The organism is Arachidicoccus sp., assembly GCF_050436765.1.
GTDB lineage: Bacteria > Bacteroidota > Bacteroidia > Chitinophagales > Chitinophagaceae > Arachidicoccus.
Map to the genome: position 1 here is coordinate 1 of NZ_JBNQGD010000238.1, position 15,628 is coordinate 15,628.

The 15,628-nt window shown below is 39.5% G+C and carries 10 protein-coding genes; 5 read left to right on the forward strand and 5 right to left on the reverse strand.

Going from position 1 to position 15,628, the window contains the following annotated elements:
• The 5 genes from ACQR30_RS10380 to nirB all read right to left on the reverse strand — a co-directional run.
• Positions 1–1,789 (reverse strand): molybdopterin-dependent oxidoreductase (locus ACQR30_RS10380; RefSeq protein WP_429734750.1); only part of this gene is annotated, 1,789 nt, incomplete at its 3' end.
• Positions 1,790–1,816: 27 nt separating this feature from the next.
• Positions 1,817–3,112, reverse strand: coding sequence for an MFS transporter (locus ACQR30_RS10385; protein ID WP_429734752.1), 1,296 nt, complete (start codon positions 3,110–3,112; stop codon positions 1,817–1,819).
• A gap of 57 nt (positions 3,113–3,169) precedes the next feature.
• Positions 3,170–4,528 carry an alginate export family protein gene (locus tag ACQR30_RS10390; RefSeq protein WP_429734754.1) on the reverse strand — a complete coding sequence of 453 codons (1,359 nt, stop codon included), beginning with the start codon at positions 4,526–4,528 and terminating at the stop codon, positions 3,170–3,172.
• 88 nt (positions 4,529–4,616) lie between these two features.
• The gene (nirD, locus tag ACQR30_RS10395; protein WP_429734756.1) at positions 4,617–4,982 is read right to left on the reverse strand and encodes a nitrite reductase small subunit NirD; all 366 of its coding nucleotides are present in this window, start codon (positions 4,980–4,982) and stop codon (positions 4,617–4,619) included.
• A 98-nt stretch (positions 4,983–5,080) separates the two neighbouring features.
• On the reverse strand, positions 5,081–7,606 hold the full coding sequence (nirB, locus tag ACQR30_RS10400; RefSeq protein WP_429734758.1) for a nitrite reductase large subunit NirB: 2,526 nt from the start codon (positions 7,604–7,606) through the stop codon (positions 5,081–5,083).
• A gap of 192 nt (positions 7,607–7,798) precedes the next feature.
• On the opposite strand from nirB, the gene cobA reads away from it, so the two are divergent.
• From cobA to ACQR30_RS10425, 5 genes are all read left to right on the forward strand, one after another.
• Positions 7,799–8,596 (forward strand): uroporphyrinogen-III C-methyltransferase, encoded by a 798-nt coding sequence (cobA, locus tag ACQR30_RS10405; RefSeq protein WP_429734761.1) that lies wholly within the window; start codon positions 7,799–7,801, stop codon positions 8,594–8,596.
• Between the two features lie 206 nt (positions 8,597–8,802).
• The gene (locus ACQR30_RS10410; RefSeq protein ID WP_429734763.1) at positions 8,803–9,399 is read left to right on the forward strand and encodes an RNA polymerase sigma factor; all 597 of its coding nucleotides are present in this window, start codon (positions 8,803–8,805) and stop codon (positions 9,397–9,399) included.
• 99 nt (positions 9,400–9,498) lie between these two features.
• Positions 9,499–10,680 carry a FecR family protein gene (locus ACQR30_RS10415; protein ID WP_429734765.1) on the forward strand — a complete coding sequence of 394 codons (1,182 nt, stop codon included), beginning with the start codon at positions 9,499–9,501 and terminating at the stop codon, positions 10,678–10,680.
• A gap of 253 nt (positions 10,681–10,933) precedes the next feature.
• Positions 10,934–14,416, forward strand: a complete 3,483-nt coding sequence (locus ACQR30_RS10420; protein WP_429734767.1) for a TonB-dependent receptor — start codon at positions 10,934–10,936, stop codon at positions 14,414–14,416.
• A 23-nt stretch (positions 14,417–14,439) separates the two neighbouring features.
• Positions 14,440–15,628 (forward strand): RagB/SusD family nutrient uptake outer membrane protein (locus tag ACQR30_RS10425; RefSeq protein ID WP_429734769.1); only part of this gene is annotated, 1,189 nt, incomplete at its 3' end.

Genomic DNA, 15,628 nt, shown 5'->3' on the forward strand with positions numbered 1-15,628 from the left:
TCATTGTGTGCCATTGATCCCTGATCCGACCTGTCGTCAATATCAAAGGATGTTCGGCCGTAGGTTGTTCTGATTTATTACTATCATCAAAGCTATGTATGATGGCTTTTTGAGACGGGGTGTAAAAAACCCTGTCCGTAAATAGACGTTGTTGTCCAAAACCCGTTTCCTGTTTTTTATAGGGCCATTGCACGGAACGTTTTTCTTTTAGAATGGAATAATTCAGCCCGCTTATATCGATATTTGTGCCTTCGGTTAACCGCGCGTGTTCATCATAGATTTCGGAAGGGTGCGTATAGTCAAATCCTTTAAAACCCATTTTTTGTGCAAAGTGACAAAGTATTTCCCCGTCAGCAAGCGCTTCGCCTGGAGTATCTGTTATCTTATTGAGGTACGTAATTCTTCTTTCCGAATTAGTCATCGTTCCTTCTTTTTCTGCCCAAGCAGCAGCGGGTAGAATCACATCTGCGTATTGTAATGTTTCAGGCTTGTCGCTAATTTCTTGCACCACGACAAATTTTGCTTTTTTCAATCCTTCTTCCGCTAGGCGTGCATTCGGTAGACTCACCAGTGGGTTGGTCCCCATTATCCAAATAGCTTTCAAACGCCCGTCATTGAGGGCTTCAAACATTTGTGTTGCGGTGTATCCTGCATCAGCAGAAATGGCCACCCCGCCCCAATATTGTTGCATAAACTTTCTGTCGGCTTCGCTGGTCAAGTTTTTATGCGCCGCTAGTAAATTAGCCAACCCGCCTACTTCTCTTCCGCCCATAGCGTTGGGTTGTCCAGTTAAGGAGAAAGGACCGCTACCTGGTTTGCCTATTTTTCCCGTAATCAAATTTAGATTTATCAGGCTTAGATTTTTGTTTACCCCGACTACACTTTGATTTAAACCCATTGTCCACATGGTTATAAAGCCTTTAGAAAGACCAATGTATGCTGCCACCTTACGCAAATCATTTTCGGAAACTCCGCAAATAGTCGCTGCTTCTTCCAGGGAATGTTGCATCACTTGCCTTTGATAGGCGTCAAAACCTTCGCTGTGATTTTTAATAAAATCAATATCGATTTGTCCATTTTCTATCAGCAATCTTCCAATGGCATGATGTAAGGTGATATCCGAACCCGGTTTTAGCTGAAGATGCACATCGGCAAGGCTACAAGTCTGCGTTTTACGCGGATCACTGACGATTATTTTCAAATGGGGATTGGCGACTTTTGCAGCTTCTACTCTTCTCCATAAAATTGGATGACACCAAGCCGGATTCGCTCCGGAGACAAAAATACAATCCGCTAATTCGATATCTTCGTAACAAAGCGGTACACTATCTTCACCCAGAGACATTTTGTAAGCGGCGACCGCGCTGCTCATGCAAAGTCTGGAATTGCTGTCAATATTGTTGCTGCCAATAAACCCTTTCATAAGTTTATTAGCCACATAATATTCTTCCGTTAGGTATTGACCGGATACATAAAATGCCACGCAGTCCGGCCCATATTTTTTGATGAGGGTAGTGAAAACGGCCGCGACTCTGTCCAAGGCGGTATCCCAGGAAACTCTTTGGCGAGGAAGAATTTTGTTGTAACGCATTTCGGGATAAAGTAACCGATCTGTTTTATCCATTACAGTATAATGCAAATTCATCCCTTTACTGCAAAGCATACCTTTATTGACCGGGTGATCTTCATCTCCCGAGAGCTGCAATTTACCTGCATTATCTTTGTGGATTTTTATGCCGCAACCTACGCCGCAATAGCAACAGGTCGTGGTAACTGTCTTTTTCGTCATAAATATGCCCCTCGCTTTGTCAAAATATTACGCGATTATTAAATCCCCTTCTACTTCCTGTTCATATTTAGGTTGTGCGAATTTTGTAATCAGTACGATCAATGAAATACCAATGATAGCGATACCTATATAATTAAACGCTTGTACATAACTAATCGTTTGACTCTTGAAAAGGAAACCGAAGACCATACCTCCGCAATTACCGCCTGCTCCGACAATTCCGCTTATCAGCCCGACATTATTTTTATTGATAAAGGGAACAATGCCGTAGGTGGCGCCATTCGCCATTTTTAAGAATAATGCGAATATGAGCATACAGATAATAGCCATTACCAATGTTCCGGCCGCAGCGAAAAAAAGTAGACAGACGCCCTCTAGTAAAAGCATTAATGCCAGAAAAATTCCTTTGCCACGTATACCATATTTCTTACCCGTTTTGTCCGAAACAAAACCCCCTAATGCACGCGCAAATAAATTCATCCCGCCAAAAATACCTGCACACAATCCGGCGGTTTGCAAAGAAAGATGAAAGCTGTCTACAAAGTGCAAGGAGGCTACATTGTCAAAAGTGATCTCCACGCCAAAACAGGTTGCATATCCGGCAGTAAGCGCCCAAATTCTTCCGTCTTTCAATATATGCCAGTCGGTCTTTTTCTTATGGGTTATGTGACCAATTTCGTTGAAGTTGCCAATGGGTGTGTCTTTGGTGTATTTAGCATACAGCCAGGCAGTCAACCACATGAGTACGCCTGGTACAATCATCGCATAACGCCAAGCTTCTTGTTTTGTGTAGCCGAAGCCTACGATAGTAGCAAAGATTAAGGGCATTACTATATTGGTTACACCGCCGCCAAGATTGCCCCAGCCTCCAGTAAAAGCATTTGCCGTACCTTTGATATTAGGGGCAAACATCATTGAAGTATGGTACTGTGTGATAACAAAAGAAGCCCCGATTATACCGATTGCTCCTCGAAAAATAAGCAGGGAAGTATAGCTATGAGCAAGGCCTACCAATATTACCGGTAGCGAACCTACCAGTAAAAGGCGAATAGCTGTTTTTCTGGGCCCCCAATTGTCACAGAGTTTTCCAATGATCAGTCGCGCAATAATTGTTGTCGAAACGGAAATGATAATCAAGTTACCTACTTGCGATTTGGTTAAATGCAAGTCGCCACGAATGGTCGGCATCAATGGTGCCAAGCCGAACCAACCAAAAAAGCAAATAAAAAACATGAACCAGGTGATATGAAAGGTCTTCATCTGAATACCCTTCAGACTAAAGACATTTAATTTTTCTAATGGTTTGTAGGATGAATTTGACATATTGAAAAAGTTTGAGCATTATAAAATTGTTGAGCGGCACTTAAACCTGATCAGGAACTAGTATTTGTACGTCAGAAAATCTGGTGTGATATTTATCATCAAGTAAACCCAATTTGCATTAAGACTTGCATTGGCAACATTCTTAACAGAGGAAGAGGCTAATAATGGCGTTGCAAAAAAATGACTATAGCCTGCTTCAAAACCGATAGCCTTATTTAATTGATAATTGCCGGTGAGATCCGTTTCTGTTCCAAAGTTTTTCTTTCTTCCATTCACATCATATGATGAAATTTCTTTGGCGCTATTAAACTGATGGAGGCCCCCACTTAGTATAAATTTGTTTGCAGTTTTGTAAGTAGCTTTTAAGTAATAATCTAGTAGTCCGTTTATGCCAAAAGGGCTAGCCACATAAAAATAATCCATGGAGCCCCAGAATTTATGAGGTGTTCCATAAAGGGGATCAAAGTTATGGCTTGTATTCCCGCTATTTCCACCCGAAGTATAATCCGCGCCTGGCCCCAGACTAAATTTCTTGTTGAAATTATAATTTGTGTATAGGCTTAACAAGCCGGCGCTTAATTTTTGCCCAATTGGATTGTTCCCAAATTGATAATAAGCAGAAGCGGTCATATTTAAATTGTCAAATGAATTATTGAAATATAGTCCGGTAGTCATTCTACCCCAGCCACCATTTTCATAATTTTTGGTGTCCGCATTGTCTAATTCATATTTATTAAATTGATCGGCAAGAAATAAGAAAGATGCCGCTCCTTTTTTCAGTTTTTTACCGGCATAAAAAAACTGCAGACTTTTATACATTGCACCACCATTGGTATTTGCTGTATAGTTGCCCGGCGGTGTGCTCACATAAATAGTACCGGAAGCATTCTCTTTATTTTGATTTTCGGCCGCACCCAGGTTAACCATCCAGGAAGCATCTTGATATTTTAATAGTGCCGCATCGTGACTTCTGCCTTGTTGTAACCAGTCAAGCGCACCAAGCAAACGTTGGTCGTCGTAGGATAATTCTTGACGGCCAATTTTTAAACTAAAGGATTTATTTTTTACATCTGGGTTACTTAATAAAATATCTGCCCAGGCTTGTTGCAATTTTAAGCCATTATTATTTGCCGTTGTAGTGCGATTAATGGTTGAAACATCCTGTCCCCAGACGCGCACGTCTTGCAAGGAAAGTCCAAATTCCAATCGATCCATTTTGTAGTCGAGATTTAGTCTGGTGCGTTGGGAGGTAAAAGAAGCGGGTTGAGCTCCTTTTGATAAGAGGGTACCTTGTCCATCTTTCAATTCGCTGCGCGTACGCAGTTGACCGCTAATGGTTAATTGGGACAACGCAGGGGTTAAGGCAGTGCAGCAAATAAACGTTGATAATGAAAGTTTAGCAATTGTATTTTTCATACATTTGGTGGGGTTTTTACGTTAATGAATAGATGTAGGAAACCTTTCCCGGTTAGGCTGCAACCTGCCGGGTTTTTTGTAAACTTACTTATGCGGCTACTCCCTGCTCAATGCCTATATAAATTTTGTCGCCTTCCACTTTTACCGGGTAGGTTTTAATACTACATTCTTCCGCATTCAGGCATTCTCCGGAGATTAATGAAAAAGTTTTTTTATGAAAAGGACATGCAATTTTGGGCTCGCCATTTTCTGAGCCGAGCATGCCTCGACTCAAAGCCATTTGCTGTCTATGCGGGCAAAGGTTCTGTGTAGCATACCACTCGTTTCTTCTTGTAAAGTAAAATAAGGCTATTTGTTCATTGCCGTATTTCACACAGACCCCTCCGTTGGGCGGAACGTCACTTACTTTGCAGGCAGCGAACCATGTCAGGTTTTCTGTATTTTTGTTGTCCATGATTGCGTTTTTTGTTAATGAATAGATGATTTGTTTATTGCTTTAGAAGGACAAAAAAGCTGCAACTATTATTTGCCCCTTATCTTTTTTACTTTTATTTATTTCCATTCGACAGCTCTTTTTTGTTCTCTCATCGCTTCAAATTTTACTTCGGGATCTTTTTCTCCTGGTGCATTCACGAAATGTGAGAAACGTTTACGTAATTCGGGCGACTCTATTACTTCTTTCCATTCGCACTTATAACTATCTATCAATAATTTCATGGCGGCTTCCAATTCAGCATTCAGCCCTAAACTATCGTTAACGATCACGTTGCGCAGATAATCTATGCCACCGTCCATTTTGTTCAGCCAGGTTGCTGTCCGCATTAATGGTTCAGCAGTTTTGATATAAAACATTAAAAAACGATCAATATATTTTATGCAAGTTTCACTATCAATATCGGAGGCTAATAATAGTGCGTGCTGTGGCTTTGAGCCACCATTACCGCAGACATATAGATTCCAGCCTTTTTCTGTGGCGATGATGCCAAAGTCTTTTGATTGCGCTTCGGCACATTCGCGTATACAACCGGAAACAGCCGATTTTAGTTTATGTGGTGAACGCAGTCCCCGATATCTTTCTTCAATTTGAATCGCGAAGCTGACGCTGTCGTGCAATCCGAAACGGCACCAGGTAGATCCTACACAACTCTTAACAGTACGCAATGCTTTTCCATAAGCATGGCCGCTTTCAAAACCCGCATTTATTAACTCTTCCCAAATTGCGGGTAAATCATCTACATGTGCACCAAACATGTCAATTCTCTGCCCGCCGGTAATTTTAGTGTATAAGTTGTATTTTTTAGCCACTTCACCAATCACTATTAATTTGTCGGGTGTAATTTCTCCTCCCGGAATGCGTGGCACTACAGAATAGGTGCCTCCTTTTTGGATATTGGCCAGAAAGCGATCGTTGCTGTCTTGTGCGGTGTCGTTTCCCTTTTTAAGAATCATTTCATTCCAAAGGCTTGCCAAAATAGAGCTTACAGCAGGCTTGCAAATCTCGCAACCATCACCCCTTCCTATTGCATCTAATATCTCGTCGAAACTTTTTAATTCTTTTAATTTTACAATATCATATAGTTCCTGTCTCGAGTAGTCGAAGTGCTCGCACAAAACATTACGAACATATTTGCCCTCGGATTTCATGGTATGTATCATCAGATCCTTGATCATAGGAACGCAGCCACTGCAACCTGTACCCGCTTTGGTGCATTTTTTAATAGCATCTACAGATTCACACCCTAGTTCGCTTACGGCATGACAGATTTCGGCTTTGGTAATACCCTCACAGCTACAAATGATGGCATCGTCAGGAAGCGCAACGATACCCGCACCTTCCGGCTTGTTATTCTCCTGTGGCTTCATTATTAACTCTTCCGAATTGGGGGGCAGAGGGATTTTGTTTTTGTAATTCTGAACAAGAAGATTGTATTGTGCCGCTTCGCCGACCAATATTCCTCCCAATAAATAGCGGCCATCCAAAGAGACATTCAGGCGTTTATATATTTGGTTGATCTTATCTTCGAAAACAATGGTGCGTCCCTTATCTATTGTCAAAAAAGGGTCCCCAAAACTCGCAACATCAATACCAATTAATTTAAGTTTGGTACTCATATCAAATCCGGTGAAAGTCTTAAGCTGCTTTGTTGAAGAACTTCCTTCATAGATATTGGATGCCACAATCTCGGCCATTTCGTAGCCGGGCGCCACCAAGCCGTATACCATGTCTTCATGGACGGCACATTCTCCGATGGCGTATATATCAGGGTCGCTAGTTTCCAAATTATTATTTACAACGATACCTCCGCGGCTGCCAACATTTAAACCGCATTGCCTTGCCAGTTCATCTCTTGCTCTAATGCCTGTTGATATTACTAACATGTCGACAGATAATTCACTTTCATCTACAAACTGGATTCCGGTTATTCGTTCTTCTCCTAAAACTTGATAGGTATGTTTATTGGTATGAATACTTAAACCAAGTGCGGTTAATTTATTTTTTAAAGTCGCAGCGCCTGCGTCATCCAACTGTCTGGGCATTAATCGTCCGGCAAATTCGATTACATGTGTTTTGTTGATGCCCAGATCTAACATGGCTTTTGCTGCTTCAAGTCCTAATAGGCCCCCGCCTAATACGGCTGCTTTCTTTACTTTTTTTGCGTAAGCGGTAATCATTTCCAAATCCTCGATGGTTCGATAAACAAATACGCCTTCTTTTTCGATACCATGAATGGGTGGTACCATCGCGGAGGAACCGGTCGCCATGACTAGATAATCGTAAGTTTCGCAAATGCCTTTATGGGAGAGGATTGTTTTATTCGCTCTGTCTATGCTCTGAACTGGATCGCCTAGATGAAGTGTAATATTGTTTTCTCTATACCATTCTTTAGAAGACATTGATAATTCCTCTGCCGATTTACCCGCAAAATATTCGCTCAAATGAACACGGTCATATGCCGGCCTTATCTCTTCACCAAAAACGGCAATGGTAAAATGTGTTGTTCCTGCTTTTTTAATTAATTTCTCGCAAAATTTATAGCTAACCATCCCGTTTCCTATGACGACTATTTTTATTTTCATATTATACTTTTTAGATTGAGTGGAGGAAATTTAATAAATTATAATAAATTCTATATAATATAATTAATTGTTTTGAGTCATAAATAATATATTTTTGTACTGATTATATAGTAAAATTAATGACTAAAATAGCTACAATAGTTAGTTTTTAGATTTTTATTTCACATATTTTAAAACATAATTTGAAATATTATGATATTTCCTTTAGTTTCATTAGTAGGTGCCGGACCCGGTGACCCAGAACTTATTACGCTGAAAGCGATTAAGGCAATAGAAAAAGCTGATGTAATATTATATGATGCATTGGCAAATGAAGAATTGCTCAATTATGCAAATGACCTATGTATAAAAAAGTTCGTAGGTAAGCGGATGGGCTGCCATTTCCTATCCCAAGATGAGATTAATGCTACAATAATTGATCATGCGCTGACCTATGGCCGCGTTGTCCGATTAAAAGGAGGTGACCCGTTTGTATTCGGAAGAGCGCAAGAAGAAATTGAAGCGGCAAATGCAGCAGGAATTTTTGTGGAAATAATTCCCGGTATTTCAAGTGCTCTAGCCGTACCGGCCATGCAAATGATCCCACTTACTTGCAGGGGAATAAGCGAAAGCTTTTGGGTCGTGACAGGAACAACCAAGACCGGCGGGATCTCTACAGATATCCATTTAGCGGCCCAATCGACTGCTACTGTTGTAATATTAATGGCTATGAGTAAATTGGAGATGATAATGGATATTTTTAGTATTGCTGGTAAAAGAGATACCCCAGTCACTATTATTCAGGATGGTACGACCAAAAATGAAAAAGTAATTTCTGGTACTGTAAAGGATATTTATTTCAGAGCGCTAAACGAAGGCTTATCAAATCCCGCAATTATAATCGTAGGAGAGGTAACTACCATTGGGCATAATTTCTTAAAGATTCAATCTTCTATTCGGGCTAATGAGTTGTCTTCGGTTGCCGGTCCTCGCGAGGTCTTCAGAAATTAAGAGGTACCAACGTTGACGCTCGAACTACTTGCCAAGTACGAGGCGTGCTGGAGTTAGTCTTTGGTCATTGGGGAGATAAATGAAGGGGTAAAATTGTTTTAATGAGCGAATCCTTAAGGGAGAAATCAGGTGATTAATTTTAATTTTAGGAATTTTTATGTAAAGTTCCTTAACTTTACCGTAACATTTACCCAGTAACAATCTTCATGCTTTCCCACCAGAATCATTCAGATGAACAATTGGCAGAACTGCTAAAAGGCGGTGATGAGGAGGCTTTTGCCCAATTATTTGAACGGCATAAAAGTAAGGTTTATGCTTATGCTTATAAATGGACAAAATCAAAAGCAGAAGCGGAGGAAATAACCCAGGACATATTTGTGAATTTATGGATTAATAGAAACAAACTTCCGGATATACTAAACGTTTCTGCATATATCTATAAAATAGCGGTGAACAAAACTTATGACTATTTGCGCTCGAATAAGGCGAAGGAATTTATGATGAAACAATTTGCTGCGCTGTGCCCTCAGAAATCTTCTGCTGAAAGTGCAGAATATGATTATCTTTTGAAAGAAAACGAAGGGATCGTTTCCCGGGCAATTAGTCAATTGTCACAACAAAAACAGCGCATTTTTTATTTAAGTACCCAGGAGGCTAAAACCCCTAAAGAGATTGCCAAAGATCTCAACCTTACGTCCAGTACCGTTAGGTCTCATCTTTCTGATGCTATTCAACATATTAGAACTTCGCTCAAGGGTGTTTCCTTCGTCATTTTTTTCGTTTTTGTAAATTATTTTAAATAAAATACAAAAAAACATCTTTCTGTCTCTGCGTTTCACATTAACGATCCGTCTTACTATTGGAAACTTTGTAGAAATATCTAAAATCAGTTTCCGTATTTTATGGATGAACAACAGCGAATACGTTTAGAAGAACTTTTAAAGAAATACGAAAACAAACAACTTTCAGAAGAAGAGGTTTTGGCCTTTCATGAATTGTTACAATTGGGCGGTGCAAAAGATTTATTCGCATCTTTTACCATTAGGGCAGAAAATGAAAATGCCTCCAATACATTTAATGATAATCCTGATTGGAAAAAGCTTTGGCTTGATGTTCAAATCAAATCTGGACTGAAAAAAAGAAGCAGGCTATTGTACTATTATAAATGGGCCGGCGTCGCCGCAGTTTTCTTCCTTTTTATCGCAGTATCGGCAGTTATATATAACAAGAAACCATCCAATAATACTGCGTCAAAGATTGCTGCTAATAACATGGTAGATATGGCACCAGGTCATAATGGAGCGATACTTACCCTCGGAGATGGTTCCCATATTGTAATTGATAGTTTAAATAATGGCAATATTGCGAAGCAAGGTGCTGTAAATGTTGTGAAAAAAAATGGGGCGCTGATTTATCAAGCCAGTCAGCAAACAGCGCAAAAGACCACGGTATTTAATACTATGACCACGCCTAGAGGAAGGCAGTTTCAACTTGTTTTACCTGATGGCACCAGGGTATGGCTAAATGCGTCTTCCTCCATTACCTATCCTACCGCGTTCTCTGGTAAGGAAAGAAAAGTCAGCATCAGTGGGGAGGCTTATTTTGAAGTAGTGCATAATAGGGCAATGCCATTTAAGGTGGAAGTGGGGGGGCAAATTGTCGAAGATTTAGGTACCCATTTTAATATTATGGCTTATCCTGATGAAAAGATGATAGCCACTACACTCGTGGAAGGTTCAATTAAATTAATCAATGGTCATGTTAATCGAATTTTAAAGCCCGGGCAGCAAGCCCGGTTAGATAAATTATCTGGAATTATAGCACTTAAAGATATAGACACTAGTCAAATTATTGCATGGGTGCATGGTCAGATTGTGCTAGATAATACTTCCATTGCAGAATTGATGCGTCAGATATCAAGATGGTATAATGTAGATGTCCAAATTAATGGTGATTTTACTAAACGTCAGTTTGGTGGTACCATAGACCGCAATGTAAACCTATCCTATGTTTTGGATGCCTTGAAGGCCAATGGTATTGATGCTAAACTTCAAGACAATAAGGTAATTGTTTCCCCAGAATAAAATTAATAAAAGTTAAAACTAAAACTAAAACTATAAATATGAAAACGTAATTATTTAGAAGCTGAAAAAGTTCATAGAAAACCGGATTACGATTGGTACTCGAAACCCGGCTATTATTTGGGCAATCGGCAAATATTTTACTACTAAGACATCTATTCACGTAAAACCCAAACATTACAAAAGTATGGAACATTCTGCTACATGCCAAGTTTCTAATAGTAGAGACTACTTACTCAAAAAAATGTGGAAAATTATGAGACTGACTACAATTCTCATTTTGGTTACCGCCCTCCACGTCAGTGCAAGGAGTGATGCACAAAAAATAAATCTACAAGACCCTGCAATAAGACTGGAGAAGGCACTTTCTGTAATTCAAAAGCAATCTGGTTATTCATTTTTCTGGGATCAGCAACTTATTTCGAAAACGCCACCCATTTCAGTAAATATTAAAAATGGAACTTTAACTGACGCATTGAACGCCTGCTTAAGTGGTCAGCCTTTTACCTATAAAATAAAAGACAAGTTTGTTTACATTGAACCAAAACCTTTCAAAACGCCTGCATCTATAATTGCTAAAAGTTTAGATGCAGGAAGTATGCTAAATATTTCAATCAGGGGTAAAGTAGTTGACGAGTCTGGCAAACCCATTGCTGGAGCCACTGTAAGAGTTTTGGATGTTGATAAAGGAGCTATTACCAATGCTGACGGTGAATTCACAATTGATCTCCCAAATAATGGATTTACAATTATTGTCAGTAGCGTTGGGTATGAATCAAAAGAGACGAAAACTGACGGGACGCATTTTATCACCATTGTTTTGAAGCAAAAAGTGAACGAGTTAGATAATGCTGTTGTGATTGGTTATGGTTCCACTAAAAAGAAAGATTTGACTGGATCGGTATCAGTTATCAATCCAAAAGATATTCAGGACGTGCCTTTCCTTTCCGTTGATAATGCTTTGGCTGGAAAGGCAGCCGGAGTGCAGGTAACAAAAACAGATGGGACTCCAGGCGGAGCAGTAAGAATACGCGTTCGGGGCTCTACTTCCATATTAGGAGGTAACGACCCATTATATGTAATTGATGGTGTCCCTATTCAAGTGAAGAGTAATTTTATCAATCCCGGTTTTGATGTCTCTAGTCCGGTAGGTAATGATGTAACTGGTTATGGTGGGGTAAGTGCGGGGATGTCTACGGCTTTTGTCAATGGACTGAACAGTATTGGTGGCCTCAATATAAATGATATTGCATCTATTACTATCCTAAAGGATGCGGCTTCTACAGCTATCTATGGATCTAAGGCAGCTAATGGTGTAGTGATTATTACTACTAAAAAAGGCAAGAAGGATATGAAGCCGCAAATTATTTTTAGTTATTCCGGAACTTATACCAAGCCAATCACTCCAAAGTTATTGAATAAAGCTCAGTACAAAATGTTGCTTACAGAAGCCGCTGTCAATGATTCCGTGTACAATCATTTAATGGGCTACCCCATTCCTGCGGAAGAATATGCTATCATTCACTCTCCAGACACTTATTTCGGTAAAGCCAATACCAATTGGATAGATCAGGTTACACGAAACACCTATTCAAATGATGCGGAGGTTTCTGTAAGGGGAGGAGGATCAGCCTCTACTTATTATAGTTCTATCTCTTATAATACTACTCCCGGAGTTATAAAGAATAGTAATTATCAACGCATCGCAGGTAAACTTAATCTTGAAAACGAAATAGGCAAACATCTGAGCTTTATTACCAATCTGGATATGGGATATACCTCTCAAAACATAACAGATGGCGCCTATCAACAAGCACTACGTGCGAGACCAGACTATGCGCCTTACGATTCTACAGGTGCCTATACAGATTTTAGTAAGGTGGGTTTGAGCTATTTTGGTTATCAAAACCCTGTGGCGATGCTTTCAGCTATTAATGATGCCAAAACCTTTAGTATGCTCGGGTCACTTACAGGCATTTATGAATTTTCGCCAAAATTGAAATTTAAAAGTTCAGTTTCTTTAAATAGACAAGATTATTCTCAGCGCAATTATACGCCAAGTTATCTTTCCATTGGCAGTTTCTATGGAAATGTTGAAAATAATGGAGGTATTGGAAGCAACACGAATAGTCATATAACTAATTGGATCGTTGAAAATACATTAACTTACAACAATATCTTTAATGAAAAGCATTCTTTGGATTTATTGGGGGGGACTTCTTATGAAACCAATAAATATAGTTTCTTTAGTGCGACGGCTTCAGGTTATCCGAATGATAATGTACTAAATAGTTTATCTTCAGCTGTTACACCACTCTTTACTAAAGGCGATAATCCAAGTAAACCACAAAGTTATTTAGTATCTTATTACCTACGTGCCAATTATGGTTATATGGATAAGTACCTATTTACTTTTACGGGTCGTGCCGATGGCTCTTCAAAATTTGGACCGGAAAATAAATTTGGGCTTTTCCCTTCGGGAGCGATTGGCTGGCGTATTTCAAAGGAGAACTTTTTGAAAAATGTTTATTGGATTGATGATATTAAATTTAGAGCCAGTTATGGGTCAACAGGTACGCAGAATATTGGAGATCAAATGTACCGCACTTTGTATGCGCCATACGCCTATGCGGGCTCCAGTGCACTCCTTCCAACTCAATTAGGCAATCCGGCCATTAGGTGGGAGACGACCAACGAAACGGATGCAGGAGTTGATTTCTCTTTTTTCAAAAATAGGTTGCAAGGTACCTTTGACTATTATAAAAAACAAACCAATAATGCTCTGCTGTCTTTGCCATTAACGCCTAGTAGTAGTTACCCTTCGCTTTTGGGTAACGTGGCTAGCCTTAGAAATAGTGGTTATGAATTCTCTTTACAAGGTGATATTATTCGTACAAAGGACTTTCGTTGGAATGCTTCTCTCAATATTACCTGGGCAAAATCTCTTGTAACTAAATTAAGTGCCAGTGCAGATCTTAGCCAAATTGGTGACTTAACCGGGCTGGAAGATGGCAATACAGCACTCATTGAGGGCAAACCATTGGGATTAATTACTGGCATAAAAGTTACCGGTATTATTAAAACGCAGGCACAATTAGATGCTTATAAGAAAGCTTTAGGGGATAATGCTGATCCAAGTTTGGGCGGTTTTTTTGCGGGCGTTTCTTTAGGTGATCCGATGTATGCACTGGACGCCACCGGTTACCCCTTATTTAATCAAGTTATTGGTAGTGGAGCTCCTAAGTATTATGGCGGTTTTACGCAAGGGTTTACCTACAAAAATTTTGAGCTTAACTTTTATTTTACCTACTCAGAAGGTGGTGAATTAATGTGGGGAGATGGTGTATCAAGTATTAATTTTCAAAACACGGCTAATAAAAATGCAATTGCTTTAAATAGATATACACCAGAAAATACGAATACAAATCAACCGCGTTTGGTTTTGTACGATCAATCACTGTTGTATAATACGAGTTTAAGTGTTTATAATTCATCCTATATTAAGTTGAGGACACTTACCATAAATTATCATTTCCCAGAATCTAAATGGATGAAGAAGGCGGGTGTTAATACAGCAGGCATATTTTGTTCCGCATCTAATCTTTTTACAATTACCTCTTATCCAGGCAATGACCCGGAAACTTCTGACGATTCTTACAGTGTAGCCGGTGGATATTTTGATGTAAGTAACTACCCGACCGTGAAGACTTTTACATTGGGCTTGAAAATAGGTTTCTAATAAGCAAATTAAAAAATTAAGAGATGAAAAATATTTGTAAGATATATGGACTTCTAATATTGTCCGCATTGATTTCTTGTGGCAAGCAATTGAATGTTTTTCCAACAACGTCTGAGGTGGATGGCAACGTAATTACAGATCTGCAAGGTGCAAAAACGACCCTTAACGGCGTTTATTATTTGTTTGCTGATGCGGGTGTTGATTATAATAACAATCCTTCTATTTTGTGGTGCGATCTTAACGAGACGATACCTTCAGAATTAAGCGGATTAATGACCTACCCCTATGGTGGGAGTGTTTTTGCAAATCATTCCTATATTGCTACAACGTCTGGAGTTGGTAATATTTGGAATTATGGGTATAAAATAGTGAATGCTGCCAATGGTTTTTTAAAGAATATAGCGACCGCTACGAATATTCCGGCAAGTGATAAGCAGTCTATGATCGCTGAGGCAAAATTCTTACGTGCCTATGCAAATGCAGAGCTTTTATTCTTTTATGGTCAATATGATGATATAACCAGTGATTACGGCATTATCCTAAGAAAAGATTTTATCACTACCGAGAATGTGACGTTACCAAGGAATACAGTGAAAGAAAGTTATGATTTTATACTCTCTGATGTAGATAGTGCTATTGCCGGGCTGCCTAATCTGAATTCGAAAAATTATTATGCGAATGTCTGGACGGCGAAATTATTAAAGGCGCGTGTCTTAATGGAGCGCGCATCGAATGGCGATTACACGCAGGCCCAGAGTCTTTGTGCAGATATTATTACCAACGGCCCCTTTGCCTTGGAGAATAGTACCAAAGATATATTTCTTTCAAAAGGTCTAAGTAGTAGTGAAGTAATACTTGGAATAAAACCGTTTTCGAATGATATATATAAATTCAATGAATATTTGGATTATTATCAAGCGGTAGGAAGTGATTCACTGGTAAGTCTACTTTCAGGTGATCCACGGAGTCAATGGATATATCAAACGATTCCAAATCCGTATTTCGGAACGCCCATGCATGTATTTAAAAAATATTATCCCGGAATGGTTGATCATCCAAGCCCTACAGATAATTCGAGTGTCAGTTATGCTATGCGCCTTTCAGAGGCTTATCTTTTAGAAGCTGAAGCTATCACTGACGGCGGTGGTAATATAGATGATGCAAAGGCCTTAGTAAAATGTGTTCTGTCGCTTGCGGGCATCACTGATTTTT